This window comes from Pseudomonas sp. LS-2, from assembly GCF_003605735.1.
GTDB lineage: Bacteria > Pseudomonadota > Gammaproteobacteria > Pseudomonadales > Pseudomonadaceae > Aquipseudomonas.
In genome coordinates this window covers 1-25,016 of the sequence record NZ_QXTJ01000044.1, presented here as the reverse complement: position 1 = coordinate 25,016, position 25,016 = coordinate 1, and the positions used below count along the sequence as shown (strand labels likewise).

Here is a 25,016-nt window from a genome sequence, read left to right as displayed (position 1 = left end):
CAAAATAGGCTACATAACGGACGAAAGGCATATATCGCGTATAGACTCTGACCCGGTAGAATCCATTCGCGTGCCAGCGTCCGGCCTGCGGGGCGCACCGGTTTCTTGTCTTTTCCTTGCTCGACCTGTCTGGTGGGGCGAGTTCATATCAGGTTGGGAGTTTGTACATTGGCAGTAAGTAATCTGGATACCCATGCGTTATTCGTGCTTGGCGATTTGCGCGCGAAGTTGGTGAAGCAATTCCAGGCACGTTTCGTTTATGTCATCGAACAGTCTCCTGAAGGCATCTACATGTCTGAAATCGACACCGAAACCGCGCTGGTGGTCGATGACAAGCCACGTCTGGAGCTCAAGGTCGGCGATCACTTTCGCGCTGCCGTATTGCCCAGTCGTGAAGGCGGCAAGTTTGAAATCAGGTTTCGTGAAATCAAGATGACCGTTTACGGACTGGGCGAATACGCGTTCGTCGATGTGCCGGAAGGCCACGGTATCGTTTTCAAGGAATCGAATACGGTGTTCATGGTGTTTGCTGCCCATGAGCAGATTCAGTTGGGGCTGAGCAAAATACTCAAGGCTGCGACGGCCAAGGCTGCCAAGTGGCGCAATGGCGAGCTGGTGTTCAAGCCGAGTGAGTGATTCAGGTGTGTGAATGACTGGAGCGGCAAAAGCTCAAGGCTAAGTTGAAGACCGGACCCGTTAGCAGCACGGCTTGCCGGCGCCAGTGATTCCAAGAATGCCACCGCCGGCAAGCCGTGCTGCTACAGATCGTCCGGCTTGCGCGATGCGTCGGGTTTTCGCATCACCCCTGTGCAGGCCGGCAAGCCGTGTTGCTACAGAGAGAGTGAGCGCGTAGCTTGGGTTGAGCGCGTAACTTGTGGGAGCCGGCTTGCTGGCGAATGGGGTGGGTCATTAAACCTTTTCGTCGCTGACCCACCGCTTTGCCCAGAACGCCGGTCCCACACGATCTGCGCCGCCGACCGCGTGATGAAGGGAATCAGGCCAGACACCCGTAATCATTTCCTCTCATGCCGGCCCTCTGAAACCTCAGGCGGTACATCGTCATCCCCGGCCATGCGCTTGCGAAACAGGCCTGTTCTCGCCAGCAGTAACGTCGTCACCGGCACGGTGATCGCCAGCAGAATCGGAATCAGCCAGGCATGCAGCACTGGCCCTTGCTTCATCGCCGAAAAGTAAATGATCGACGCCAGCGCCACGCACCACGCGCCAAGGGTCGAGGCCAGTGCTGGCGGATGCATGCGCTGGAAAAAGTCCTTCATGCGCAAAAGCCCCATCGCACCGATAAGCGCGAAAAGACTGCTCAAGACCAGTAAGACCGCCGTCAACAGTTCTACCCAGAACGGCAACACATACTGCGAGTTCATTCGATCACCTCGCCACGCAGCAGGAATTTCGCCAGGGCGAACGAGCCGACGAAGCCGAACAGCGCGATCAACAGTGCCGCTTCGAAATAGGTGTCACTGGCGTAGCGAATCCCCAGCACCAGCATCATCAGCATCGCCAGGATGTACAGATAATCCAGCGCCAGCACCCGATCCTGCGCTGAGGGCCCCTTGAACAGACGAATCAGGGTCAGGACCATGGCGACGGTGAACAGCGACAGGCTGAGCAGGATCGCGTTGGCAAGCAACGGGCTCATTGGAAGATCTCCATCAGAGGGCGTTCGTAGGTGCTTTTGAAGTGCTCGATGAAACGTGCCTCGTCGTCCAGATCGAACACATGGATCAGCAACACGCTGCGATCCAGGGCCAGTTCCGACCACACGGTGCCGGGGACCACGGTGCAGATCATCGACAGCGCCGCCAGGCCATGGGCGTCGTGCAGGTCCAGTGGCACTTTGAGGAACATCGAACGCGGAGGGCGCTGGCGAGCGCGCAACACGCCCCAGGCCACCTGAAGGTTCGACGTCACCACATCGCGGCCCACGACGAAAAACAGCTTGAGTGCCACGCCGGGTCTGCGAATACGCGCAGGCTGAGGACGCAAGGACGCGAACATGAGTGGCGCGAGAAACCCCAACAGCGCGCCGAGCAACAGGTTGCCCGCACTCAGCGACAGATTCAGAAGCAGCCACAGCACCCAGAGCGACAGCGACAGCAACGGTGCCGGAAACACACGCTTCATGGCTGCCCCTCCGTTGCAGCGGTGCTCGGCCCGGGGATCGGGCGGGCGGCCGTCACCGACAGCACGTATTGCTGGGGATCGTGCAGCGCCTGCGCGGTGTCCTGGGTATAGCGCAACAGCGCCTGGGCTTTGAACGTGAGCACGACACAGGCGCAGAGCAGCAGGGCGATGGGGATGCACTCGTTGCGACGCAATGCGGGTGAAGGCCGGTCCTGCGCAGTCCAGAAACGCTTGATGCCCACGCGCACGAAGGCGAACAGCGACGCCAGCCCCGAGACGATCAGGAGCGCCACCAACGTCCAGCTGTCTGCGCGGATGGCTTCGTCTTTGGCGACGTCCAGCCCCAACGGGTTGAGCAGGGCGCTGATCAGCGTCAGCTTGCCGAGAAAGCCCGACAGCGGCGGCATGCCGATGATCAGCAGCGCGCAGATGATGAAACTCAGACCGAGGAAGGCCATGGTCCAGGGAATCACCTGGCCGACCACCGCTTTCTGCTCGTCATCCAGATTGGTGCCCGGCACCGGGTGCAGCGACTCCAGAGCTTTTGGCAGTTGATCGGCGTCGTCTTCCAGCGGGATTTCGTTGGCCGAGCGCGAACGCTCGACCAGTTCGGCCAGCAGGAACAGCGCACTCAGCGCCAGGGTCGAGCTGACCAGATAGAACAATGCGCCCGCCGTCAGGCTCGGTTGGCCGAAGCCGATGGCCGACAACAGGATGCCCGCCGAGACCAGAATGCTCAGGCTCGCCATGCGCTCCAGACGCTGGGCTGTGACGATGGAGATCGCCGCCACCGCCAGGGTCGCCATCCCTCCCCATATGAGCCATTCACCGCCGAAGAACGCGGAGGCGCCCGCTTGCCCTGAGAACAGCAGGGTCCATAGGCGCAGCAAGGTGTAAGCGCCGACCTTGGTCATCAGCGCGAAGAGTGCCGCCACCGGAGCGCTGGCGGCGGAGTAGGCCGGGGCCAGCCAGAAGTTCAGGGGCCACATGCCGGCTTTGGCCAGAAACGCCACCGCGAGAATCGCCGCCCCTGCGTGCAACAGGCCCAGGTCGGCCTCGGACACCTGCGGAATCTTCACCGCCAGATCCGCCAGATTCAGCGTCCCGGTGACCCCATAAATCAGCGCGGCGCCGATCAGAAACAGGGACGAGGCCAGCAGGTTGATGGTGATGTAATGCAATCCCGCCGACACCCGCGCCCGTCCCGAACCGTGAAGCATCAGGCCGTACGACGCGGCGAGCAGCACCTCGAAGAACACGAACAGGTTGAACAGGTCGGCTGTGAGAAACGCGCCATACAGACCCATCAGTTGAATCTGGAACAACGCATGAAAACTTGCCCCCGCCCGGTCCCATCGCGCCAGAGCGAACAGCAGCGCGCAGAAGGCGACGATGCCTGTCAGCACCAGCATCAGGGCCGACAAGTGATCGATCACCAGCACGATGCCGAATGGCGACTCCCAGTTGCCGGGCAGGTACACGCCAATCGACCCGGTGGTGCCCGTCTTTTGCACCCACATCATCAGGGTGATAGCGATGCCAAGCCCCAGCGCGGTGGACAGCAGGTTGATTTGCGCCTTCAGCGGTCGGTGCCTTTCGCCCAGCCACAGCATCAGCGCGGCGGTCAGCACCGGCAACAGGATAGGCGCGACGATCAGTTGGTTCATCGCACTCATTCACTGCTCTCCCGACCGTCCACATGGTCGTTGCCGGTCAGGCCACGGGACGCCAGCAGCACTACCAGAAACAGCGCGGTCATGGCGAAGCTGATGACGATGGCGGTCAGCACCAGGGCCTGGGGCAGGGGATCGGTGTAGTTGAGCAAGTCGTGTGGGACACCGTCCTTGATGATCGGCTCCTTGCCGATGAACAGGCTGCCCATGCTGAAAATGAACAGGTTCACGCCGTAGGACAGCAGGCACAGTCCCATGACCACCTGAAACGTCCGGGGGCGCAGGATCAGCCACACGCCGGAGGCGGCGAGCACGCCAATGGCGATGGCAATGACTTCTTCCATCAGAGGGCTCCTTGTGAGGTCGGCGACGGGGCCGGATCGATGGGCAGAGGCAGCGAGGTCGGACGATGACTACGTACCGACTGGTGCGCCAGGGCCGTGAGAATCAGCAACGTCGAGCCGACCACCACGGCGTATACGCCGATGTCGAAAAACAGCGCGCTGGCGACATGCACATCACCCAGCAGCGGCAGATTCAGGTGCGCGGTGTGCGTGGTCATGAACGGGTAACCCAAGGCCATGGACCCCAGCCCCGTGGCGAGGGCGAAAAACAGACCGGTGCCCATCCAGCGCAGCGGGCGCAGGCTCATGTTGGCCTCGACCCACTGGGTGCCTGCGACCATGTACTGAAGGATGAACGCTACCGACATCACCAGTCCCGCGACGAAGCCACCGCCCGGCTGGTTGTGGCCGCGCATGAACAGGTACATCGAGACCACGAACGCCACCGGCAGCAGCAAGCGCACCAGTACGGCGGGAACCATCATGAAGCCCAGTGCGGTGTCGGTGGCATGACGCGGGTTGACCAGATCGGTGACCACATCCCGAGCCAGCAAACGCTGTTGCGCGGGCAGCGGAATACTCTCCTTCGGGGGACGGAAACGCCGCAACAACGCAAATACCGTCAGTGCGACCCCCGCCAGTACGGTGATTTCGCCGAAGGTGTCGAAGCCACGGAAGTCCACCAGCATGACGTTGACGGCGTTGGTGCCGCCTCCCTGCGCCAGGGCGCGACTCAGGTAAAACTCGGAGATTGCGTTGGGCGTAGGACGCGTCAACATTGCGTACGCCAGCAGCGCCATGCCGCCCCCGACACCGACCGCAAGAACGAAGTCGCGGATCCGGCGAACCCTTGCCCGGTTGCGAGAGCGCGGCGTCGGAGCGACGTTTTCGTTACGCCGGGGGAGCCAGCGCAGGCCCAGCAGAATCAATACAGTGGTGACCACTTCCACGGCCAGTTGTGTCAGGGCCAGGTCGGGTGCCGAGAACCAGACGAAGGTCACGCAGGTCATCAGCCCGCATACGCCGACCATGGTCACCGCCGCCAGCCGGTGATACTTGGCCTGCCATGCGGCGCCCACGGCGCAGGCGATGGCGATCACCCAGAGCATGACGAACACCCCGGAGCCCGGGATTTTCGGCCGGTCGCCCCAACTCAGGCCGCTGTCGTACATCGGCACGAAGCCTGCGATCAGGGCAACGAATACCATCAGGAACAACTGCGCCTGCAAGCGGCGAGTGGTCAGCAGGTTTTCCAGCGAGCGGGCGGTGAGCATCTTGATGACCAGTACGCGCTCGAACAACCGCTTGCCATTGAGGCGCCAGATCAGTGGCGGGCCCCTGAAGCGATCACGCTTGAAGCGCGGGCGCAGCAGCAGATAAAGCACGATGCCGGCTGCCATGGCGATCAGACTCATGATCATCGGCGCGTTCAGGCCGTGCCAGATGGCAAGGCTGTACTCAGGCAGCGTGCCGCCGACCACGGGCTGTGCGGCAGCGGCCAGCAGTGGGCCGACCGATTGTGCCGGGAAGATGCCAACGATCAGACACGCCAGCACCAGCAGCTCAACCGGCATCCGCATCCAGCGCGGCGGTTCGTGGGGCGTGTGCGGCAGGTCCGTGGCTTTCGGGCCGAAGAACACATCCACCGTGAAGCGCAGGGAGTAGGCGACGCTGAAGATCCCTGCCACGGTGGCGATGACCGGCAACGCGGTCTCGACCCAGGCAGTCGAGGTGATGAATACCGTCTCGGCGAAAAACATCTCCTTGGACAAGAAGCCATTGAGCAGCGGTACGCCTGCCATGGCCGCGCTGGCGACCATCGCCAGTGTCGCGGTGTACGGCATCAGCTTGATGAGGCCGCTGAGTTTGCGGATGTCGCGGGTGCCGCTCTCGTGATCGATGATCCCCGCCGCCATGAACAGGGAAGCCTTGAAGGTCGCATGGTTGAGAATGTGGAACACCGCCGCCACCGCTGCCAGCGGGCTATTGAGCCCCAGCAGCAGGGTGATCAGGCCCAGATGGCTGATGGTCGAGTAGGCCAGCAGGCCCTTGAGGTCGGTCTGAAAAATCGCCGAGTACGCGCCGATTACCAGGGTACAGGCGCCGGCGCCACTGACGATCCAGAACCATTGTTCGCTGCCGGACAGCGCAGGCCAGAGTCGCGCCAGCAAAAACACCCCGGCCTTGACCATGGTCGCCGAGTGCAGATACGCCGACACCGGCGTTGGCGCGGCCATCGCGTGGGGCAGCCAGAAATGGAAGGGAAATTGCGCGCTCTTGCTCAACGCGCCGATCAGGATCAGCGTCAGCAGCACCGGGTACAGCGCGTGGGCGCGAATGGCGTCGCCGGAGGCCAGCACTCTGTCCAGATCGTAACTGCCGACCACATGCCCGAGCAGCATGACGCCGACCAGAAGCGCCAGGCCTCCTGCGCCGGTGACCATCAACGCCATGTAGGCGCCGCGTCGGGCATCGGCGCGGTGGTGCCAGTAGCCAATCAACAGGAAGGAGAAAACGCTGGTCAGCTCCCAGAAAAACACGATCTGAATCAGGTTTCCGGACATCACCAGCCCGAGCATGGCGCCCATGAAGGCCAGAAAGAAGGAGAAGAATCGCGGCACCGGGTCTTCCGGCGACATGTAGTAGCGCGCGTAGAGCGACACCAGCGCGCCGATGCCCAGCACCAGCATCGAGAACAGCCAGGCAAAGCCGTCCAGACGCAGAACGAAATTGAGGCCCAGGTTGGGCAGCCAGAAAAACTCTTCGCGGATGACTCCGCCGTGGGCGATCTGCGGGTACCAGAGCGCAACCTGTACCGTCCCGATCAAGGCGACAAGGCCTGCGAGGATGGATTCAGCGTTGCGTGCATTGTGCGGCAAAAGGGCCGCCAGACAGCTGCCGATGAAAGGCAGAAGCAGTAGAACTATCAGGGACATAGGCTTCTAATCTGCGAATAAATGTCAAGGATCATACGCACGGGGTCGTGCATCACCAACCGCCAAGATGTCGCAGAATCCTACAAACCTTGTAGGCAGCAGCGTAGTTGACCTGTGTGAACAGCGAGTTTGCATCCGATTAATCCCTGCAACAGTCCGGCTTATCGGCGGTGGCGTACTCACGCCTGCTACCGCCGACAGCCGTGCTGCTACACATGTTTGCAGCCTGATTCCTGACCTCGGCAAGACGGTCGGACGAAGCGCGGATTGGCGCCCCTTGTCATTTAAGCGACAATGTCCGCCAGTTTCCGGAGTGCCCCATGTCTGATTCCATTCAAAGCCTTGCCGTTGACGCGGTCCTCGACGCCACCGGGCTCAATTGCCCGGAGCCTGTGATGATGCTGCACCAGAAGGTGCGCGATCTTCCAGCCGGTGGCTTGCTCAAAGTCATCGCAACCGACCCTTCGACCCAGCGCGACATTCCCAAGTTCTGTGTGTTTCTCGATCATGAACTGGTGGAGAAGCAGGCCGCCGACGGTGTGTACCTCTACTGGATTCGCAAGAAGCTGGGCTGAAGCCCGTCAATCCCGGTATGGCGTCGCGCCGCGCTGGCTCGTCCGTGCGTCAGCGCCTACACTGCCGCCACTCCAGGGAGCCCACCATGCGCATAGTTGCTGACGAAAACATTCCACTGCTCGACGCGTTCTTTTCCGGTTTTGGCGACATCCGTCGTTATCCGGGACGCACCCTCGACCGCGCTGCGGTGGCGGACGCCGATATTCTGTTGGTGCGCTCGGTCACCAGAGTGACCCGTGAATTGCTTGAAGGCACGCCGGTTCGTTTCGTCGGCACCTGCACCATCGGCACCGATCACCTTGACCTCGATTACCTCGACGCAGCGGGCATTCGATGGTCCAGCGCCCCGGGCTGCAATGCCCGTGGCGTCGTGGATTACGTGCTCGGCAGCCTCCTGACCCTGGCCGAAATCGAAGGGGCCGACCTGACCCGGCGCACTTACGGCGTGGTGGGAGCAGGGCAGGTGGGTGGTCGCTTGGTCAAGGTATTGCGCGGTCTGGGCTGGAACGTGCTGGTCTGTGATCCGCCACGCCAGGCGGCGGAAGGTGGCGATTACGTCAGCCTCGATGAAATCGTCGCCCGTTGCGACGTCATCAGCTTGCACACGCCGTTGAACACGTCCGCTGAACTGCCAACCTGGCATCTCTTCGATCGCGCGCGTTTGCAGCAACTCAGGCAAGGCGCCTGGCTGATCAACGCTGCGCGCGGTCCGATCATCGATAACAGCGCGCTGCGTGAAGTCCTGCTTGAGCGCGAGGACCTGCAAGCGGTGCTGGACGTCTGGGAAGAAGAGCCTCGAGTGGACGTGGAGCTTGCCGAGCTATGCGTCATCGGCACGCCGCACATTGCCGGGTACAGCCTCGACGGTCGCCAGCGCGGCACCGCGCAAATCTATCAGGCGCTGTGCGCGCACCTCGGTCAATCGCCGACGATCAGCCTCGACGATCTGCTACCCAGGCCATGGCTGGCGCAACTGACACTCGATGCCGAGACCGATCCGGCGTGGGCGCTGAACACCGTTTGCCGTGGCGTTTATGATCCGCGTCGCGATGACGCGGATTTTCGGCGCAGCCTGGTCGGTGACTCGACCCGGCAGCGCCAGGCCTTCGACGCCCTGCGCAAACACTATCCACCGCGCCGGGAAATAGAAGGCCTGCGGGTGGCCATCAACGGAGAGTCAGAGGTTCTGGGCCAGATGGTCGCCGCGCTCGGTGCCGCCTTGGTTTAGCGGAAAACATACTTCACGATGTAGGCAGAAAGATCGTTGAATACGCGGTGTGGCACCGGCTCCTTGCATCGCTCTGCCTTAGCCAGCGCGAGGTGCGCAGCCTTCAACGTTTCACCTCGCTCGTCCAGTGACACGATTGGCGCGTTGACCAGTCTGATGTAATTGTTGAAGGCACAAGGCTTGTTCGCTTCCGGGTTGCGTACGATGCGCATCGCGTGGAGTTCAGGCTGGATGGACGCTCCACTTTCATCGGTGATGGGTTGTGCAACCAATTCGCTGGGCTTCGTACAAAGGCTGCTGCACACCTCGCGACGGTCTCGCAACACACCGAATCCGCGTTCGTACAGGGTGATCCTCGAACCCACCGACGTTGCGCAGGCATTCTCGACTGCGGTCAGGATCGATTGGGCGTTTGCCATGCTGTCGTCAATGGTCGACATGTCCACGAAGCGCTCCATTTCCCTGCCTTCAACGCTTTTCAAGGCGCGTTCAATCGTCGAAACGTGGGCGAACTCACGCTTGCATCCGATGAGATGAACGTCGAACTGATAGCCCTTGCTGACGGCATGCGCGGGCAATGCGGCGAAGTCGATGCTGTCCAGCGCTGATTCAATGATGATGTTGTAATTATTACTGAATGCGTCTTTAAAAATTTTCTTGCTCAAGTCCCAGATAAATTGCTCTGTATGTTCATAAGCATGCAGTACGCCGTGCTCGATCATCTGTGCGTACTGTGGGTGGTGGGTGCGATACTCAAGAATGTAAGGCCTGATGAAGTCCTTGTAACCGCCGTGCAAAAGCGATTTCTCCAGCAGATAGGTTTTGCCTGATCCCTGGACGCCCGCGACAATGAGCATTTTGGGAGCAACAGTATCCTTGTTCGCTTCAGGGACGGAATCGAAGAGTTGCGGTGCAATTTCGCTGTAGGCCTTATTGAGGTCCGCTTCGGTATAGCTGTAAAGGCTGTTACGGGGCATGTGAAGTGTTCCTGATGGGTTGGAGGGTTTATCAATCAGGAACGGACGTAACTATGTTGGCGGGTTCTAGTCAATGGACTGGGTAGTAGGGCTTTTCTTCATATTCTGTGGGCAACTTTAGAAGAGGTTTTCAGCGCCCATAAAAAACCCGGCATCGAGGCCGGGTTTCAAGGAGGCTTGTTCATCAGTCTTGTTTTTCAGGTTTGACCCAGTACTTTTCGCATTCCTGACATGCGGCCTGAACCATCTCTTCAGTAATCAGGATTTCTTTCCCGTTCTTGTCAAAGATGGCGCCGCCCAGCTGTGCTTCGGGCTGCGGACGAACGACGGGTTCTTGATTGCTGCTGTTCTGCAAGCTCATGGCCTGTCTCCTCATCAGGTTGTGCGATTCACGTTATCCACGCTTGATGACCACGCCATGACATCCCGGGACGCCTGGAGCGTCCCTTCAGTGCAACAGATGAATGGCGTAATCGCCACCCTGCCGTTAGACCGATCCACCATAACCTTCCTCGGTTGCCGTCATAACGCATCGTCGGCCTTGCGTGGACACCCTTAACCAGACTGGCCCTGATCTCCTGAGTTCAGCGAAAGTCGACGAGCGTGCATTCGAGCGCCGGTGTAGGCTCTGCGCTCGAGTCGGCTATCAGGTGTAATTCATGGCATCAGTGTTTTCGGGGCGTCAGCGTCACGCCATCCGCCTGGCAATGCGCATGATCGCGCCCTATCGCACGCAGGCGCTCGGCGCGCTGGTGGCGCTGATCGTCACCGCGGGGATCACCCTGTCCATGGGGCAGGGCATCAAATTGATGGTCGATCAGGGGTTCATGACCCGTTCGCCGACCTTGCTCAACGAGACCATCGGCCTGTTCATGTTGCTGATTCTGGCGCTCGCGGTAGGCACCTTCACCCGCTTCTACCTGGTGTCGTGGATCGGCGAGCGGGTGGTGGCCGATCTGCGCAAGCAGGTGTTCGATCACCTGGTCAGCCTGCATCCCGGCTTTTACGAGAATAACCGCAGCTCGGAAATCCAGTCCCGTCTGACTGCCGATACCACCTTGCTGCAGTCGGTCATTGGCTCGTCGCTGTCGATGTTCCTGCGCAATGCGCTCATGGTGATCGGCGGGGTGATCCTGCTGTTCTTCACCAACCCCAAGCTGACGAGCATCGTGGTCGTTGCATTGCCGTTGGTGGTCGCGCCGATCCTGATTTTCGGGCGACGGGTTCGCAGCCTGTCCCGGGAAAGCCAGGACCGAGTGGCGGACGTTGGCAGCTATGTGTCCGAAGCGCTGGGGCAGATCAAGACAGTCCAGGCCTACAACCATCAGGAGCAGGATCGGCAGCGTTTTTCGCAAACGGCCGAAGGTGCTTTCGAAACCGCGCGCAAGCGGATCCTTCAGCGTTCATGGCTGATCACCCTGGTCATCGTGCTGGTGCTCGGGGCGGTGGCGGTGATGCTCTGGGTCGGTGGCATGGATGTGATCGCCGGGCGTATTTCGGGCGGTGAACTGGCGGCGTTCGTGTTCTACAGCCTGATCGTCGGCAGCGCCTTTGGCACCTTGAGTGAGGTCATCGGCGAGTTGCAGCGCGCGGCCGGGGCGGCCGAGCGCATCACCGAACTCCTGCAGGCGCGCAGCGAAATCACGCCTCCGGCCAGCGATCTGCTGACGCTGCCTGAGCGGATCAGCGGCCGGCTGGCGCTGGAAAACGTCAGTTTCGCCTATCCCTCACAGCCCGAACGCAATGCGGTAGAAGGTTTGAGTCTGACCATCGAAGCCGGGGAAACGCTGGCGCTGGTAGGGCCGTCGGGGGCCGGCAAGTCGACCCTGTTCGATTTGCTCCTGCGCTTCTATGACCCGCAGCAGGGGCAGATTCTGGTGGAAGGATTGCCCGCGCAACGTCTCGATCCGCAGGACCTGCGCCGCTGTTTCGCCTGGGTGTCGCAGACGCCGGCGCTGTTTTTCGGCAGCGTCGAGGACAACATCCGTTACGGCAATCCCGACGCGACGATGGAACAGGTCGAGGCCGCTGCGCGCATCGCTCACGCCCATGAATTCATTCAACTGCTTTCGCAGGGGTATCAGACGCATCTGGGCGATGGTGGCCTGGGACTGTCGGGCGGGCAGCGCCAGCGTCTGGCAATTGCTCGCGCCCTGTTGGCCGATGCACCGATTCTCTTGCTGGACGAGGCCACCAGCGCGCTGGATGCGCAGAGCGAGTATCTGATCCAGCAAGCGTTGCCGACGCTGATGAAAGACCGCACGACCCTGGTGATCGCCCACAGACTGGCCACCGTGCAGAACGCCGACCGGATTGCGGTCATGGATCAGGGGAAACTGGTGGCGGTGGGCACACATCAGCAACTGATTGCCAGTAATCCGCTGTATGCGCGGCTGGCGGCATTGCAATTCAATCAAGGTGTAGAAGCCAGTCAGGTCTGACTTCTGTAGCCCAAAGGCTTGGCGTCGAGGTTTGGAAGACAGTCAAGTCTGACTTCTGTAGCAGCACGGCTTGCCGGCGGTGGCGATCTCATAGGCACCACCGCGGGCAAGTCGTGCTGCTACGGATCATTCAAACAGAGAAGCGTCAGTCCTTGCGGTATTCGCAGAGGTAAGCGGTCTCGACGCTGACGTCCAGATCGAACTTGCTGTTGGCCGGCACGCGGAACTGATCGCCCGCGTTGAACGTTTCCCAGGTGTCGCTGCCTGGCAGCAGCACTTTCAGCGCGCCGGAGATGACATGCATGATTTCCCGATCAGCTGTGCCGAAGTTGTATTTTCCTGGGGCCATGACGCCGATGGTGGCTGTGCCTTCGGCTTGTTGAAAGGCGATGGACTTGACGGTGCCGTCGAAATACTCGTTGACCTTGAACATGGCTGATTTCCTTGGAAAGGGCTGAAAAAGGTCGAACAGTATGCCCAACGTACAAAAGGACGTCATCCGCTTTGAGAAAGGCGTCACCGGTCAGGCAGGAATCACTAACGGCAGCAGTCTTGCGGTATTGCGCGCATCGCTGAGTGCCCGGTGTTGTTGACCATTGAAGTGCATGCCCGCCAGTTGCAGCGCTGTGTTCAGCCCGCAGGGCTTGTGCAACTGCCGCGCCTGGGCGAAGCGCTGCTTGAGATTGATGTGCGCCAGTGCGCTAAGCTCACTGCTGAGCTCAAGCTGTTGCCACTGCAGTTCCAACTGTTGACGGTCGTAGTCTCCCCAACTGACCCAACCCACCAGTCGCGTTCGGTGATGGCTCAACCAGCGCTCGAATTGAGGCCAGATGGTGGGCAACGGCGATGCCGAGTCGATCTGCGCCTGTTGTATGTGGGTCAACTGCCGACAGAACGGCGTCAGGAGCGGCCGCCGCGCCGGGCGCACGAAACGTTCGAAGTGATCGATTTCCCGACCGTCCGCATTGACGACACAGGCGCCGATTTCGATGATCTCCATTTCTGCCACTGGCCATCCCCCTTCTTCGGTGGTGGCCTCCAGATCTATCACCAACCAGTGGGGCATATCGAACTCCAGTTTCCTAACCCGTGGCACCGCCATGGAGCGTAGTCACATTAAGTCGATTGCGTCCAACCTCGCAACCGGGGGAAAACTCGAGAATGGGACTGGCGGGATGATCGAGGGTGCCGTACAGCAAGGTTTTTAATCGGTGAAACCGTGGCTGTCTTCCGTCTTTAGATGGCTCACGAGTATCATCGCCCAGACTCGGGCATGTAGATCAAGCCTGTGAATCGAGCTGGCTTTCAGTTTGTTTGACCGTTGTCTAATCGTTCGCAAACGCATAGCTTACGTAATCCGATTCGCCAGAGGTATTTTGTCTTGATGTCTATGCCAGTGCGGATGGCTTTGAAAACGCTGCTGTCGTTTACGGCCATGCTGTGTGCGTGTCAGGCTGGCGCGGCGCAGGTCGTGAGAATCGGCGCGGCGCATTTTCCGCCGTACACGATTCGTCCCGAGCGCGGCGAAGACACCGGTTTGTTGCCGCAGATGGTCCAGGCGTTGAATGCCATGCAGAGCGACTACCGGTTCGAGATGGTGCCGACCTCGATTCCCCGTCGTTTCCGTGATTTCCAGCAGGCTCGCTTCGACATGGCGATCTTCGAAAATCCGGCTTGGGGATGGAAGGACATTCCCCATGAGGATGTCGACATGGGGCTGGAGGACGCAGAAATCTTCGTCGCCCATCGGACTTCAGACCGCACGCAGCACTACTTCGATGACCTTCATGGCAAGCGCCTTGCGCTATTCAGTGGTTATCACTACGCGTTTGCGCATTTCGACGCGGATCCCAAGTTCCTCACCGAGCATTACAACGCCACGCTGACGTATTCCCACGACAGCAACCTTCTGATGGTGCTGCGCGATCGGGCGGATATCGCATTGGTGACACGCTCGTACCTGAGCACGTTCCTGGCGAGCAATCCTGCAGACGCCGACCAATACCTGGTTTCCGACCGCGTGGACCAGGTCTATCGGCACTTTGCGCTGCTACGGCCGAACGCACCGATCACCGGCGAGCGCTTCAGCGAACTGCTCAGGCAGTTGCGTGAGAACGGGCAGATGTTCAGAATTTTCCAGCCTTTTCGCATCGCGGTGACGCCACCGGCGACCCATCACGCGGTGGTGCTCGATGAAAGCGACGGGCGGGATTGAAGGGAGGAGGGCGGCGAGGGTTCACCGCCCGATGGCACTAACGATCGCGTGCCTCCTTGGCGTCCATTTCAGCGTTGCGCTCATGGACGCGCTTGAGTTGTTCTTCGGTCAGGGGCAGTTTTTTCGCCGAATCCTTGAGCATCAGCAAACCACCGACGATCGAGCCAATTGCAATTACCAGAATCAACCAGGCATACCAGGGCATGAGGCTCTCTCCTTCTTGTGATACCGCTTTGAGCAACGACGTTGCTCAGTGGTTCAATTGTAGGAGATGCCCGGTCTGGATCGTTACCACGCCCGAGGATGTCTGGGTGGCTTAGATCCCTGTCAGCATCGAATCTGCCGGTGCCGCCGAGCGCGCGTGCCCGGTCATACCGAAGTAAATGAAGCCCACCACCATGAACGCCAGGAAGATCAGGCCGATCAGCGCATTGAACCAGGCCATCGCGATCAGGCAGACGACCGCCAACACCAACGCGATTCCCGGCACGATCGGGTACCCCGGTGCGCGGAAGGTACGCTCCAGCAGGGGTTCGGTCTTGCGCAGCTTGAACAGGCTCAACATGCTCATGATGTACATGACGATGGCGCCGAACACCGCCATGGTGATCATCGCCGCCGTCAGGGTCATGCCGCTGAGATTGATCAGACCATCGCTGTAGATGGCCGCGATGCCGATCAGTCCCCCGGCGATGATCGCCCGGTGCGGCGTCTGGAAACGTGACAGTTTTGCCAGTGAGGCAGGCAGGTAGCCTGCGCGAGCGAGGGCGAAGAACTGTCGCGAGTAGCCCAGAATGATGCCGTGGAAGCTGGCCACCAGACCGAACAGGCCGATCCACACCAGCATGTGCAGCCAACCGGAGCTTTCGCCGACCACCGCTTTCATCGCCTGGGGCAGCGGGTCGTTGATGTTGGAGAGGGCTTTCCAGTCGCCCACGCCCCCCGCGAAGAACATCACACCCATCGCCAGCAATACCAGCGTGATGATGCCGCTGATGTAGGCCTTGGGAATCGTGCGCTTGGGGTCCTTGGCTTCTTCTGCGGCCATGGCGGCGCCTTCGATGGCGAGGAAAAACCAGATCGCGAAGGGAATCGCGGCGAACATCCCGGCAATTGCTGGCGCGCCGAAGGTGTCGGAACCGGCCCAGCCATTGAGCGCAAAGTTACTGAAGCTGAACGCAGGCGCCACCACGCCCATGAACACCAGCAGTTCCAGCACCGCGAGCACGCACACCACCAGCTCGAAAGTGGCGGCCAGCTTCACGCCGAGGATGTTGAGGGTCATGAACACGATATACGCGCCGACCGCCGCGTGCTTGGGGTCCAGCGCCGGAAATTGCACGTTGAGGTAGGCACCGATTGCCAGCGCGATGGCGGGCGGGGCGAAGACGAACTCGATCAGCGTGGCAAGACCGGCGATCAGGCCGCCTTTTTCACCGAATGCGCGTCGGCTGTAGGCAAACGGGCCACCGGCATGGGGGATGGCCGTGGTCAGTTCGGTGAAACTGAAGATGAAACAGGTGTACATCGCCGCCACCATCAGCGACGTCAGCAGGAAGCCCAGCGTTCCAGCGACCCCCCAGCCGTAACTCCAGCCGAAGTACTCACCGGAAATCACCAGACCGACAGCGATCCCCCACAAATGCAGCGTGCCCAGCGTGGGCTTCAGTTGCGTATTCATGCGTCACTCCCTGGATTGATTGGATCATCGGGAAACAACGCGCTGCAGTGGTCGTGCCAGTGGTCTTCAGGTAGGTCGTAATGTTTCACAAAGGGTCGCGTACAGGATGCTTGTTCGGCGAAAAGGCTCTTATCGTGCGCAAACCAGGCGCATGTTGCCCATTGTAAGTGCGGGGAAGGAGTGCGTAGGGGCACGCGAGCCGGCGATGGCGCTCTGAAAATCGCGGCCGCCGCCAGGCCTGAGGGCTACAGGATCTGCGAGTGCCTGACGCAGTTTGCCGATCACCGGGTCCCGTCCGGCGGCTGGTTCGGCTACAATGCGCGCCGATTTCGACTTGCCAGAGAACCCGCTCATGTCCGCCTGCCAGACCCCTATCATCGTCGCCCTGGATTTCCCGACCCGCGAAGCCGCGTTGAAACTGGCCGATCAACTGGACCCCAAGCTGTGCCGGGTCAAGGTTGGCAAGGAGCTGTTCACCAGCAGTGCGTCGGGTATCGTCGAAACCTTGAACAGCAAAGGCTTCGAAGTCTTTCTGGACCTCAAATTCCACGACATTCCCAACACCACCGCGATGGCGGTCAAGGCGGCTGCCGAGATGGGCGTGTGGATGGTCAACGTCCACTGCTCCGGTGGCCTGCGCATGATGTCGGCCTGCCGTGACGTACTCGATCAGCGCAGCGGTGCCAAGCCGTTGCTCATCGGTGTGACCGTGCTGACCAGCATGGAGCGTGAGGACCTGGCAGCCATCGGTCTGGACATCGAGCCGCAGGAGCAAGTGCTGCGTCTGGCGGCGCTGGCGCAAAAGGCGGGCATGGATGGACTGGTCTGTTCGGCCCTGGAAGCCCAAGCCCTGAAAACCGCGCACCCGTCGATGCAGTTGGTGACGCCAGGCATTCGCCCGGCCGGCAGCGCTCAGGACGACCAGCGCCGTATCCTGACCCCTCGCCAGGCGCTGGACGCCGGTTCCGATTATCTGGTCATCGGCCGCCCGATCAGCCAGGCCGCCGATCCGGCGAAAGCGTTGGCGGCGGTGGTGGCCGAGCTGGCCTGAAACACGATCAGCCTTCTGTAGCCGCGCGGCCGAACGCCGTTCCGTTTGCCGGCGGTGGTGGATTTGAAATCGCCACCGCCGGCAAGCCGGGCTGCTACAGAATTCAGTGAGCCCCTCAGTACCCGATCCGCTTGAGGATCGAATCCATGCTCTCCTTCGAAGGCCGGCCATAGAACTTCAGCAGTTCCGAAGCCCGGTTGGTGAAGAACCCGTCGACGCCGTTGGCGCTGATGGCCTTGAAATCCACGGCGTCATCGACGGTGTACGGGTGAATGATCAACCCGCGCTCGTGGGCCATCTTGTTCATCCATGGCTGCACCAGATCCATGTAGCTCTGGTCGCCGCCGTTCTTCAAGGCAGAAGCGGGCCCGGTGCCGATGGCGCCATGGGCCTTGGCCCAATCCATCCAGGCGGCGAATTCCTCTTTGGATTTCACCTTTTGCGACGCATAGAAACTGGCCTTGTCCTTGGCGCCGGAGTCTTTGAAGGTCACGTCCGATGCGGCGGCGATCGACCCGTCGCCCAGCCACAGCAAGAGGATTTTCGGGGTGTCGGGCATGCTCTTCTGCAGCAGTTCCAGGCTAGGCTTTTCGAACGTCTGTAACACCACCCGGCCCGGCATATGGGCAACGTTCACGTGGCCCTTTTCCGCCGCGGGGCGCTGGCTCAACCAGCCGCGCTGCTGCAGTTTCTTTTTCAGGTCGTCTTCGATCCCGGGAAACTGCGCCGGCACCTTGGTCTCGATGTACAGGCCGGGCTTGTTCTTGCCGCCTTCGGCGATGTCGATCACCTCATCGAGCGTCAGGATCTTCAACCCTGCGTAACGGGCGCGAGCGCGCTCCGGATGGGCCTTGTTGAACCAGGAGCCAGCGTCCAGACGCTTGATTTCTTCCAGCGTGAAACTGCTCAGCGGATCCTTCGCCCGGCTCGGGTACACATCGGCGATGTTGGTGGTGCGCTCGAGGGTGTCGTCGTGCAACGCGATCAAGACACCGTCTTTGGTCCGTTGAATGTCCATCTCCAGATAGTCCGCGCCCAGTTCGCGAGCCAGGGTATAGGACGGTACGGTTTCTTCCGGCGCGTCGAAGGAGGCACCTCGGTGAGCGATGACGGCAGGCCACGGGACGCCGATTTTCGCGGCCAGCGCCTTGCCCGGTTCATCGGCCGCCATGGCCGGTCCTGCAGACAACATGGCACCGGCCAGAGCGGTGGTCGCTAACGTTCTGGAAATTCCTTTGAGCATGTGCTGACGTTCCTTTTGTGCATGATTCATTCATGAAGCGGTGTAGGCCACCGCAGCGCGTCTCGGCCTGTTTGCCGCTACTGTGTGTCCAGGCGCATCGCTCAGACCATAAACAGCAAGGTCCGGTGCGGGCAACCTGCGTGTCGTGTCTGGAAAAAAACCGTCGTTATACGGGCCGCTGCAATCCGTGGATGGCTGAAACCTGTGCGTTTGGGCACTATGACTGCCAGTTTCGTCGGCTTTCATGACGCTAAGTCGTCCAGTGCGTGAACGTTTCATTTGGCAGGTGGTTTTTTTTCGTATGGAAACAAACACATACGCGGCGCTGGTGGGATTCGTCGACATGCTGCTGGACGCCATCTGCGTGGTCGACGCAGAAGGCCGTTACGTTTTCGTCAGTGCGGCCTGCGAACGGATTTTCGGTTATCTGCCCCATGAGCTGATCGGCCGCAAGATGATCGAGCTGGTCCACCCGGATGATCGTGAGCGCACGCTGGCTGCTGCCAGCGACATCATGGCCGGTCAGCCCAACCACGGATTCGAGAACCGCTACGTGCGCAAAGACGGCACTGTGGTGCACATCATGTGGTCGGCGCGCTGGTCGGAAGTCGACAACCTGCGCATCGCCGTCGCACGGGACATCACCGAGCGCAAACGCTCGGAGTCGATCCGCAGCGCCTTGTTTCAGATTTCCGAAGCGGCCCACATCGCCAGTGATCTGCCGGCCCTGTTCAAGGACATCCATAGCGTCATCGGCGACCTGTTGCCGGCTCGCAATTTCTTCGTCGCTTTGCGTGACAAGTACAGCGGTCTGCTGAATTTTCCCTACCACGTCGACAGCCAGGACCCGACCCTGCAACAGCCAATGGCCGATGCGCTGGCGACCGAAGTAGTGGGCACAGGGCGGACCTTGCTCCTGACACCACTGGCTGAACCCCAAAGCGGCGGCCACCCGATTCCCGAGTACCTGAGAAAGCTGCAAGGTGACCCGCATCTGTCCTGGCTCGCCGCCCCCCTGGAAACGCAACACGGCATCATCGGTGCGCTGCTGGTCAAAAGTCATTCTGGCTGCCCGCGTTACAGCGAACGGGACAAGGAACTGCTGCAGTTCGTCTCCACTCAAGTCGCGGCCGCCATCGAGCGCAAACAACTGTACGACCGCCTCAAGAGCATGGCTCAGTACGACCAACTGACCCAGCTGCCCAATCGCATGCTGTTGCACGAGCGCCTGCAGCAATCGCTGGAACGTGCAAAGTCAAACAAGGGCCGCCTGGCGCTGCTGTATCTGGATCTGGACAAATTCAAACGGGTCAACGACACCCTTGGCCACGCGGCGGGTGATCTGCTGTTGCAGGAGGTCGCCCATCGGCTCAGGCAGTGCGTACGGGAGACCGATACCGTGGCGCGCATCGGTGGTGACGAATTCGTGATCCTGCTCGACCGCGTCAACCATGCCGAAGACTCAGGCAAGGTCGCGGAAAAAATCTGCAAGGCGCTTAACGTACCGATGATCCTCAAAGGCCACGACTGGCAGATCCTGCCCAGCATCGGCATCGCCAACTACCCGGAGAACGCCACCGACCTCGCACAGCTGTTCCGCCACGCCGACGAAGCGATGTACAGCGCGAAGAAGGGTGGGGGCAATGGTTTTCAGGGATGACAGTTTGTTTCCCGTTCACGAAGCAGCGATCACCTTGCGTGGCCGTCCGCCTTTGAGGCCGTTGGCTTTAGAGGCGTTGGCTTTCGCGGCACTGCTGCGCCGACCGTTACGGGCAGCAATGAGACTGGCGGCCATTGTCATGAGCGGCTCACTGGCCGAGATCAGTCCTGCGATGGCGATATGCAAATCCTGGTGAGGCAGGCAGAGCGCACTGCCAGCGTAACCCAGTTCGATTCGGTCCAGGTCTTCAGCGCTCAGGTCGCGCAACTCAGTGTAATTATCGATCGGTAGCAAGACGGCGGTTTGATCGGCGAAACCGATGGCCAACGCATTGAAGGTGCCTAGAAACTGCACAGTCGTTGCATGCAAGGCAGATCTCGAGCCCTTGCGTCCCTGGTCTATCGCTTGTGCCAGCGACTGCGCAGTGACGATTTCGTCGTCGTGCTCGCTGGCTTTTATCGTTTTCATAATTCGATCTCCAGTGGAGAAGCGTATCCCGCGAGGTGCAGTTGTGTTTTGTAGGTCTGAACGTCAAACAGGGCAGACAAAATCAGACTGGTACTCAATCGGTCATAGCGGGGAGCGACTACCTCACTGGATTCGAGATCCCACGACTGATTTTCGAGGCACAGTGTTTTTCTGCTCTTCCACCAACATTCACGGGCCCTGCGCAAGTTGGCGCGCTGTTTGATGACTTGGCGGAGCTCCTCCAGCACACGATAACAAGGCTCATTTTTTGCCGGGGTCACGTCCCAAAGGCGAATACCGTTGTGCCAGAAACTGAACAGAAATCGTGCATCCCATTCGCCAGTCCCCACATGAACGTGGGGTGGGCAATGCTCGTTCCGAGTGAGGACCGCGATCATATATCCCTTATGACTGCATACTTTCATTCAGTAACCCATCCGTTAGGTTTTAGAGTCTACGCGTCAATAGCCGACTTTGCGATTGCCTTGACGCGCTTGATCGCAGTTTCCGAAATCGGCTACAACGCTTGCGGAGTTGAACGTAAATTCGGCATGCCGGCCACGACTGTGCTGCTACAAAATTTGACCCCGAAAGATTCCATACCCTGTCGTTTGCTCATGCAATTTCATCTTCCGACCCTGCACAACCGCTCTAACTCGCGCTACTGTCTGTCCCATCGAATTTCCATGACGGGCTGATGATGACGAAGACGGTGCTGGTGTTGGTTGAAAGCGTGAACGAGTACTTGCCGATTCTCGAGGACAGCGGGTTTCGTCTGATTCTGGCGCCGACCCCTGCGATGCGGGCGGAGGCGGTGGCGACTCGTGGGGGTGAGATCGACGCAGTGTTGACCCGTGGACCACTGGGGCTCACGGCTGAGGAGATCGGGGCGTTGCCCGGGGTGGGGATCATTTGCGTGATCGGCGCCGGTTACGAGCAAGTGGACCTGCTGGCGGCAGAAGCGCGGGGGATTACCGTCACCAATGGCGCCGGAGTCAACGCGCCGAGCGTGGCCGACCATGCCATGGCGCTGTTGTTGGCGCTGGTGCGTGATATCCCGCAAGCCGACGCTTCGGTGCGCCGCGGCGAGTGGCGCAAAGTCACGCGGCCCTCGTTCGCCAACAAGCGCATAGGCATTTTGGGGCTGGGCTCGGTGGGTATGGCCATTGCCCGGCGTGCTTCGGGCTTCGACATGCAGGTCAATTATCACAGCCGTTCGCCACGTCAAGACGTGGACTTCCACTACTGTGCGACGCCTTTGGCCCTGGCGACTGAATCCGACTTTCTGATCGTGGCGACGCCCGGCGGTGGCGCGACTCGGCACCTGATCGACAAAGCGGCCATCGACGCATTGGGGCCGCAGGGCTTTGTGGTCAACATTGCCCGGGCCAGCGTGATCGATACCGAGGCGATGATCGATGCCTTGCAACACGGCCGCCTGGCCGGTGCCGCGCTGGATGTATTCGACGATGAGCCCCAGGTGCCGGATGCGCTCAAATCCCTGAATAACGTGGTGCTGACGCCGCATGTCGCGGGCCTGTCGCCGGAGGCATCGCGGGACACGGTGCAAATGGTCGCGAACAACCTGTTGGCGTTTTATGCGGGCAAACCGGTGCTGACGCCGGTGCACAGCTGAAGNCGGCGGTAACAATCTGCAGAGCGTCACCGCCGGCAAGCCGGACTGCTACGGGACTGTGTTTCAAACATTCGGATTTATCGCCCTCTAACAAGAAAAGGAATCCCTCATGTCTTCATCGTCTGCCCTGAAAGTCGCGCTGGTCACCGGCGCCGGAAGCGGTATCGGCCGTGCCGTCGCCTTGCAACTGCTCAAGGACGGTTACGCGGTGGTACTCGCCGGACGCCGTCTGGAGCCGTTGACCGAGTTGGCCGAGCAAGCGAAAGCGGCCGGTCAGCAGGCGCTAGCGGTGTCGACCGATGTGCGTGATGCGGCGAGTGTCGAGGCGCTGTTCGCGCAGATCGAGAGCACCTTCGGCCGTCTCGACGTGTCGTTCAACAACGCGGGCATTGGTGCACCGGCTGTGCCGATGGATGAGTTGAGCGTCGAGCAGTGGAAGAACGTGATCGATACCAACGTCACCGGGATGTTCCTTTGCGTTCGCGCGGCGTTCGGCCTGATGCGTCGTCAACTGCCACAGGGCGGGCGGATCATCAACAACGGATCGATTTCCGCACACACGCCGCGCCTGTTCAGCTCGCCGTACACCTCCAGCAAACACGCGGTGCTTGGCCTGACCAAAAGCACTGCACTGGACGGTCGTCAGTTCAATATCACCTGCGGCCAGATCGACATCGGCAATGCGCTGACCGAGATGACCGACCGCATGACCAAGGGTGTGTTGCAACCCAACGGCGAGCTGCAGGTCGAGCCGACGATGAACGTGCAGCACGTGGCGGATGCCGTCAGCTACATGGCCAGTCTGCCGCTGTCGGCGAACGTGCTGAACATGACCGTGATGGCGAGCAACATGCCGTTCGTGGGCCGCGGTTGATGTGGTCGACGGCCAGCTGCGTTGTTTCGTCCAAGACCTCATGGGATACGTCCAACCCGGCCAGCCGTCGAATGTTCAAACTGGGCTCATGTCAAACCACCTGCATTCGAGGACATGACCATGAGCGAATTCGTCATAGCACCGGTCGCCACGCCATCGCTGGCCGTGGCGGGCACTTCCAGCCGTTTTCCGATCCGCCGCGTTTTCTGCGTCGGACGCAACTACTCCGACCACGCCCGTGAAATGGGCCACGATCCGGACCGCGAGCCGCCATTCTTTTTCATGAAGCCCGCCGATGCAGTGGTGCCGGCTGAAGGCAACATCGCCTACCCGCCGCTGACCCAGGATCTGCATCACGAAATCGAGCTGGTCGTGGCCATCGGCAAGGACGGCGTGAACATCGACCCTGAGGACGCACTCAGCCATGTCTGGGGTTATGGCGTGGGGCTGGATCTGACCCGCCGCGACTTGCAGGCGCAGGCCAAGAAAATGGGCCGTCCGTGGGAGTGGGCCAAGGCGTTCGATGCGTCCGCGCCCGCCACGCCATTGCTGCCGGTGAGCAAGATCGGTCATCCAGACAGCGGCTCGATCTGGCTGGACGTGAATGGCGAAGCCCGTCAGCGCGGGGATCTGGCGGACCAGATCTGGGCGGTCAAGGATGTCATCGCGTACCTGTCGCAATCGGTTGGCGTCAAGGCCGGAGATCTGATCTACACCGGCACGCCAGCGGGTGTGGGCGCGCTGCAGCGTGGCGACGTGGTCACCGCAGGTGTCGAAGGTATCGCGGAGCTGACAGTCACCATCGGCTAATTCAGCCAGCCAGTGCTGCGTCCCAATAATCGCTTGGTTCCACTGCCGCCGCTGTCCTAACATGCGCCAGTCAGAATCAAGCGATTTCAGGTGTTTCAGCGATGGCCAACCCGTCCCGCATCCAGACCTATGGCATGCAGCAGCGCAGCGACCGCATGGATTTCTACATCCGTGACAAGTCCGCTCGACCGGCCCTGACTTCGCCTCATCGTCACGAATACTTCCAGATCCAGATCAACCTCGGCGGCGACACCGTGCAGCACATCGGCGGTGCGATCCGGCCGTTTCCGCGCAACACCCTGGCGTTCATCCTGCCCCATCGGTTGCACGTCAGTCCGCACCCTGAAGACGGCAATTTCGTGCTGATCAACTTCTCGCAGGAGTTTGTGCTGCAACACCTGCAATGCGATCCGATGGACCTTGAAGATGTCTCGCTGGCCGAGGCGCCGGAACTGGCGCCGTTTCGCTTTCAGGAGCACCTGGACTTCATTCTCGACGACGCGAACTTTGCCGACGTGACGGCGCTGCTGGCGTTGATGCGCAATGCCGATCAGACCCGACAGTTGGGGTCAGTCTCGATTCTGCGCGGTTATCTGCTGCAGTTGATCGGCAAGGTCTGCAACCTGTTCGAACCGCAGTTGCTCGCACTGTCTGCCAACAAGGCTGAGCGGCGAGGGCGGCGAGATGCGATGGGCCGGGTCATGGGGTACATCCGCGAACACATCGCCGATCCGGCCATGACCCTGACCGACGCCGCCGCTGCTGCGTTTCTGTCGCCCAACTACCTGACTCACCTGTTGCGAAAGGAAACCGGCAGTACGTTTTCTGAACTGGTTCTGGAGCGGCGCATGCGTCTTGCCCGCACGCACCTGATGAACAGCGACAAGCCGCTGGGTCATATCGCGCAGATCTGTGGCTTTGCCGACGAGGCGTATTTCTCGCGGCGTTTTCGCAAGGCCCACGGGCTGCCGCCAGGGCAGTTTCGGCGCGAGCAACGGGGAAACTGAGCCTGTCGGCGGTGGCGTGTTCAAGATCGCTACCGCCGGCAAGCCGTGCTGCTA

At 60.6% G+C, this 25,016-nt stretch carries 26 protein-coding genes; 11 read left to right on the top strand and 15 right to left on the bottom strand.

Features of this window, described 5'->3' with window-relative positions; genetic code table 11:
- Window positions 1–168 precede the first annotated feature (168 nt).
- Window positions 169–636: a hypothetical protein gene (locus D3M70_RS28465; RefSeq protein WP_120129296.1), complete on the top strand. Its 468-nt coding sequence runs from the start codon at window positions 169–171 to the stop codon at window positions 634–636.
- 377 nt (window positions 637–1,013) lie between these two features.
- Here D3M70_RS28465 and D3M70_RS28460 read toward each other — a convergent pair whose 3' ends face one another.
- The 6 genes from D3M70_RS28460 to D3M70_RS28435 are packed head-to-tail and all read right to left on the bottom strand — an operon-like array spanning window position 1,014 to window position 7,095.
- Window positions 1,014–1,382: a Na+/H+ antiporter subunit G gene (locus tag D3M70_RS28460; RefSeq protein ID WP_120129295.1), complete on the bottom strand. Its 369-nt coding sequence runs from the start codon at window positions 1,380–1,382 to the stop codon at window positions 1,014–1,016.
- Window positions 1,379–1,657: a K+/H+ antiporter subunit F gene (locus D3M70_RS28455; RefSeq protein WP_081568720.1), complete on the bottom strand. Its 279-nt coding sequence runs from the start codon at window positions 1,655–1,657 to the stop codon at window positions 1,379–1,381. Before D3M70_RS28455 ends, D3M70_RS28460 begins: the two co-directional genes overlap by 4 nt.
- Entirely contained in the window at window positions 1,654–2,142 is a 489-nt protein-coding gene (locus tag D3M70_RS28450; RefSeq protein WP_120129293.1) for a Na+/H+ antiporter subunit E, read from the bottom strand. The genes D3M70_RS28455 and D3M70_RS28450 overlap by 4 nt, the downstream gene beginning before the upstream one ends.
- Window positions 2,139–3,818: a monovalent cation/H+ antiporter subunit D gene (locus D3M70_RS28445; RefSeq protein ID WP_120129292.1), complete on the bottom strand. Its 1,680-nt coding sequence runs from the start codon at window positions 3,816–3,818 to the stop codon at window positions 2,139–2,141. Before D3M70_RS28445 ends, D3M70_RS28450 begins: the two co-directional genes overlap by 4 nt.
- Complete coding sequence (locus tag D3M70_RS28440) at window positions 3,815–4,159, bottom strand: Na+/H+ antiporter subunit C (RefSeq protein WP_062390475.1); 345 nt, start codon at window positions 4,157–4,159, stop codon at window positions 3,815–3,817. The genes D3M70_RS28445 and D3M70_RS28440 overlap by 4 nt, the downstream gene beginning before the upstream one ends.
- Window positions 4,159–7,095, bottom strand: a complete 2,937-nt coding sequence (locus tag D3M70_RS28435; protein WP_120129290.1) for a monovalent cation/H+ antiporter subunit A — start codon at window positions 7,093–7,095, stop codon at window positions 4,159–4,161. Before D3M70_RS28435 ends, D3M70_RS28440 begins: the two co-directional genes overlap by 1 nt.
- Window positions 7,096–7,415: 320 nt before the next feature.
- Here D3M70_RS28435 and tusA point away from each other — a divergent pair, with 320 nt between their 5' ends.
- Window positions 7,416–7,670 carry a sulfurtransferase TusA gene (gene tusA, locus D3M70_RS28430; protein ID WP_120129289.1) on the top strand — a complete coding sequence of 85 codons (255 nt, stop codon included), beginning with the start codon at window positions 7,416–7,418 and terminating at the stop codon, window positions 7,668–7,670.
- Window positions 7,671–7,756: 86 nt separating this feature from the next.
- Complete coding sequence (pdxB, locus tag D3M70_RS28425; RefSeq protein WP_120129287.1) at window positions 7,757–8,899, top strand: 4-phosphoerythronate dehydrogenase PdxB; 1,143 nt, start codon at window positions 7,757–7,759, stop codon at window positions 8,897–8,899.
- Here the strand turns inward: pdxB and D3M70_RS28420 are convergent.
- Both D3M70_RS28420 and D3M70_RS32140 read right to left on the bottom strand, forming a co-directional pair.
- A complete protein-coding gene (locus D3M70_RS28420) occupies window positions 8,896–9,876 on the bottom strand; it encodes a zeta toxin family protein (protein WP_120129285.1) in 981 nt (326 codons plus the stop codon). The genes pdxB and D3M70_RS28420 overlap by 4 nt on opposite strands.
- A gap of 184 nt (window positions 9,877–10,060) precedes the next feature.
- Window positions 10,061–10,237 (bottom strand): PA1571 family protein, encoded by a 177-nt coding sequence (locus D3M70_RS32140; RefSeq protein ID WP_165869916.1) that lies wholly within the window; start codon window positions 10,235–10,237, stop codon window positions 10,061–10,063.
- 298 nt (window positions 10,238–10,535) lie between these two features.
- On the opposite strand from D3M70_RS32140, the gene D3M70_RS28415 reads away from it, so the two are divergent.
- Complete coding sequence (locus D3M70_RS28415) at window positions 10,536–12,317, top strand: ABC transporter transmembrane domain-containing protein (RefSeq protein ID WP_120129284.1); 1,782 nt, start codon at window positions 10,536–10,538, stop codon at window positions 12,315–12,317.
- 145 nt (window positions 12,318–12,462) lie between these two features.
- Here D3M70_RS28415 and D3M70_RS28410 read toward each other — a convergent pair whose 3' ends face one another.
- Window positions 12,463–12,750 carry a pyrimidine/purine nucleoside phosphorylase gene (locus D3M70_RS28410; protein ID WP_120129282.1) on the bottom strand — a complete coding sequence of 96 codons (288 nt, stop codon included), beginning with the start codon at window positions 12,748–12,750 and terminating at the stop codon, window positions 12,463–12,465.
- 90 nt (window positions 12,751–12,840) lie between these two features.
- Window positions 12,841–13,383 carry an exonuclease domain-containing protein gene (locus D3M70_RS28405; protein ID WP_120129281.1) on the bottom strand — a complete coding sequence of 181 codons (543 nt, stop codon included), beginning with the start codon at window positions 13,381–13,383 and terminating at the stop codon, window positions 12,841–12,843.
- A gap of 318 nt (window positions 13,384–13,701) precedes the next feature.
- On the opposite strand from D3M70_RS28405, the gene D3M70_RS28400 reads away from it, so the two are divergent.
- A complete protein-coding gene (locus D3M70_RS28400; protein ID WP_120129279.1) occupies window positions 13,702–14,532 on the top strand; it encodes an ABC transporter substrate-binding protein in 831 nt (276 codons plus the stop codon).
- Window positions 14,533–14,569: 37 nt separating this feature from the next.
- On the opposite strand, the gene D3M70_RS28395 is transcribed toward D3M70_RS28400, so the two are convergent.
- Together D3M70_RS28395 and eat are read right to left on the bottom strand one after the other, a co-directional pair.
- A complete protein-coding gene (locus tag D3M70_RS28395; RefSeq protein ID WP_074758439.1) occupies window positions 14,570–14,737 on the bottom strand; it encodes a DUF2897 family protein in 168 nt (55 codons plus the stop codon).
- A 111-nt stretch (window positions 14,738–14,848) separates the two neighbouring features.
- Window positions 14,849–16,213: an ethanolamine permease gene (gene eat, locus D3M70_RS28390; protein ID WP_120129278.1), complete on the bottom strand. Its 1,365-nt coding sequence runs from the start codon at window positions 16,211–16,213 to the stop codon at window positions 14,849–14,851.
- Window positions 16,214–16,565: 352 nt separating this feature from the next.
- Between eat and pyrF the strand changes: the two genes are divergently transcribed.
- Complete coding sequence (gene pyrF, locus D3M70_RS28385; RefSeq protein ID WP_165869917.1) at window positions 16,566–17,264, top strand: orotidine-5'-phosphate decarboxylase; 699 nt, start codon at window positions 16,566–16,568, stop codon at window positions 17,262–17,264.
- A gap of 115 nt (window positions 17,265–17,379) precedes the next feature.
- On the opposite strand, the gene D3M70_RS28380 is transcribed toward pyrF, so the two are convergent.
- Window positions 17,380–18,507: a glycerophosphodiester phosphodiesterase gene (locus tag D3M70_RS28380; RefSeq protein ID WP_120129275.1), complete on the bottom strand. Its 1,128-nt coding sequence runs from the start codon at window positions 18,505–18,507 to the stop codon at window positions 17,380–17,382.
- 301 nt (window positions 18,508–18,808) lie between these two features.
- Here D3M70_RS28380 and D3M70_RS28375 point away from each other — a divergent pair, with 301 nt between their 5' ends.
- Window positions 18,809–20,167, top strand: a complete 1,359-nt coding sequence (locus D3M70_RS28375; RefSeq protein ID WP_120129318.1) for a bifunctional diguanylate cyclase/phosphodiesterase — start codon at window positions 18,809–18,811, stop codon at window positions 20,165–20,167.
- A 15-nt stretch (window positions 20,168–20,182) separates the two neighbouring features.
- Here D3M70_RS28375 and D3M70_RS28370 read toward each other — a convergent pair whose 3' ends face one another.
- Both D3M70_RS28370 and D3M70_RS28365 read right to left on the bottom strand, forming a co-directional pair.
- The gene (locus D3M70_RS28370; protein WP_120129273.1) at window positions 20,183–20,635 is read right to left on the bottom strand and encodes a DUF2442 domain-containing protein; all 453 of its coding nucleotides are present in this window, start codon (window positions 20,633–20,635) and stop codon (window positions 20,183–20,185) included.
- A complete protein-coding gene (locus D3M70_RS28365) occupies window positions 20,632–21,060 on the bottom strand; it encodes a DUF4160 domain-containing protein (protein ID WP_120129272.1) in 429 nt (142 codons plus the stop codon). The genes D3M70_RS28370 and D3M70_RS28365 overlap by 4 nt, the downstream gene beginning before the upstream one ends.
- A 275-nt stretch (window positions 21,061–21,335) precedes the next feature.
- Here D3M70_RS28365 and D3M70_RS28360 point away from each other — a divergent pair, with 275 nt between their 5' ends.
- The 4 genes from D3M70_RS28360 to D3M70_RS28345 all read left to right on the top strand — a co-directional run bounded on the left by D3M70_RS28360 (window position 21,336) and on the right by D3M70_RS28345 (window position 24,962).
- Window positions 21,336–22,271: a 2-hydroxyacid dehydrogenase gene (locus D3M70_RS28360; RefSeq protein WP_120129316.1), complete on the top strand. Its 936-nt coding sequence runs from the start codon at window positions 21,336–21,338 to the stop codon at window positions 22,269–22,271.
- 109 nt (window positions 22,272–22,380) lie between these two features.
- Window positions 22,381–23,145, top strand: a complete 765-nt coding sequence (locus tag D3M70_RS28355) for an SDR family oxidoreductase (protein ID WP_120129270.1) — start codon at window positions 22,381–22,383, stop codon at window positions 23,143–23,145.
- Between the two features lie 120 nt (window positions 23,146–23,265).
- Window positions 23,266–23,955, top strand: coding sequence for a fumarylacetoacetate hydrolase family protein (locus tag D3M70_RS28350; RefSeq protein ID WP_120129269.1), 690 nt, complete (start codon window positions 23,266–23,268; stop codon window positions 23,953–23,955).
- Between the two features lie 101 nt (window positions 23,956–24,056).
- Window positions 24,057–24,962: an AraC family transcriptional regulator gene (locus tag D3M70_RS28345; protein ID WP_120129267.1), complete on the top strand. Its 906-nt coding sequence runs from the start codon at window positions 24,057–24,059 to the stop codon at window positions 24,960–24,962.
- The last annotated feature ends 54 nt before the right edge of the window (window positions 24,963–25,016 follow it).

Bases quoted from the DNA above. Each gene is read 5' to 3' on its own strand.
- D3M70_RS28460 (WP_120129295.1), bottom strand. From the start codon at position 1,382: ATGAACTCGCAGTATGTGTTGCCGTTCTGGGTAGAACTGTTGACGGCG.
- D3M70_RS28455 (WP_081568720.1), bottom strand. From the start codon at position 1,657: ATGAGCCCGTTGCTTGCCAACGCGATCCTGCTCAGCCTGTCGCTGTTC.
- D3M70_RS28450 (WP_120129293.1), bottom strand. From the start codon at position 2,142: ATGAAGCGTGTGTTTCCGGCACCGTTGCTGTCGCTGTCGCTCTGGGTG.
- D3M70_RS28445 (WP_120129292.1), bottom strand. From the start codon at position 3,818: ATGAGTGCGATGAACCAACTGATCGTCGCGCCTATCCTGTTGCCGGTG.
- D3M70_RS28440 (WP_062390475.1), bottom strand. From the start codon at position 4,159: ATGGAAGAAGTCATTGCCATCGCCATTGGCGTGCTCGCCGCCTCCGGC.
- D3M70_RS28435 (WP_120129290.1), bottom strand. From the start codon at position 7,095: ATGTCCCTGATAGTTCTACTGCTTCTGCCTTTCATCGGCAGCTGTCTG.
- tusA (WP_120129289.1), top strand. From the start codon at position 7,416: ATGTCTGATTCCATTCAAAGCCTTGCCGTTGACGCGGTCCTCGACGCC.
- pdxB (WP_120129287.1), top strand. From the start codon at position 7,757: ATGCGCATAGTTGCTGACGAAAACATTCCACTGCTCGACGCGTTCTTT.
- D3M70_RS28420 (WP_120129285.1), bottom strand. From the start codon at position 9,876: ATGCCCCGTAACAGCCTTTACAGCTATACCGAAGCGGACCTCAATAAG.
- D3M70_RS32140 (WP_165869916.1), bottom strand. From the start codon at position 10,237: ATGAGCTTGCAGAACAGCAGCAATCAAGAACCCGTCGTTCGTCCGCAG.
- D3M70_RS28415 (WP_120129284.1), top strand. From the start codon at position 10,536: ATGGCATCAGTGTTTTCGGGGCGTCAGCGTCACGCCATCCGCCTGGCA.
- D3M70_RS28410 (WP_120129282.1), bottom strand. From the start codon at position 12,750: ATGTTCAAGGTCAACGAGTATTTCGACGGCACCGTCAAGTCCATCGCC.
- D3M70_RS28405 (WP_120129281.1), bottom strand. From the start codon at position 13,383: ATGCCCCACTGGTTGGTGATAGATCTGGAGGCCACCACCGAAGAAGGG.
- D3M70_RS28400 (WP_120129279.1), top strand. From the start codon at position 13,702: ATGTCTATGCCAGTGCGGATGGCTTTGAAAACGCTGCTGTCGTTTACG.
- D3M70_RS28395 (WP_074758439.1), bottom strand. From the start codon at position 14,737: ATGCCCTGGTATGCCTGGTTGATTCTGGTAATTGCAATTGGCTCGATC.
- eat (WP_120129278.1), bottom strand. From the start codon at position 16,213: ATGAATACGCAACTGAAGCCCACGCTGGGCACGCTGCATTTGTGGGGG.
- pyrF (WP_165869917.1), top strand. From the start codon at position 16,566: ATGTCCGCCTGCCAGACCCCTATCATCGTCGCCCTGGATTTCCCGACC.
- D3M70_RS28380 (WP_120129275.1), bottom strand. From the start codon at position 18,507: ATGCTCAAAGGAATTTCCAGAACGTTAGCGACCACCGCTCTGGCCGGT.
- D3M70_RS28375 (WP_120129318.1), top strand. From the start codon at position 18,809: ATGGAAACAAACACATACGCGGCGCTGGTGGGATTCGTCGACATGCTG.
- D3M70_RS28370 (WP_120129273.1), bottom strand. From the start codon at position 20,635: ATGAAAACGATAAAAGCCAGCGAGCACGACGACGAAATCGTCACTGCG.
- D3M70_RS28365 (WP_120129272.1), bottom strand. From the start codon at position 21,060: ATGAAAGTATGCAGTCATAAGGGATATATGATCGCGGTCCTCACTCGG.
- D3M70_RS28360 (WP_120129316.1), top strand. From the start codon at position 21,336: ATGACGAAGACGGTGCTGGTGTTGGTTGAAAGCGTGAACGAGTACTTG.
- D3M70_RS28355 (WP_120129270.1), top strand. From the start codon at position 22,381: ATGTCTTCATCGTCTGCCCTGAAAGTCGCGCTGGTCACCGGCGCCGGA.
- D3M70_RS28350 (WP_120129269.1), top strand. From the start codon at position 23,266: ATGAGCGAATTCGTCATAGCACCGGTCGCCACGCCATCGCTGGCCGTG.
- D3M70_RS28345 (WP_120129267.1), top strand. From the start codon at position 24,057: ATGGCCAACCCGTCCCGCATCCAGACCTATGGCATGCAGCAGCGCAGC.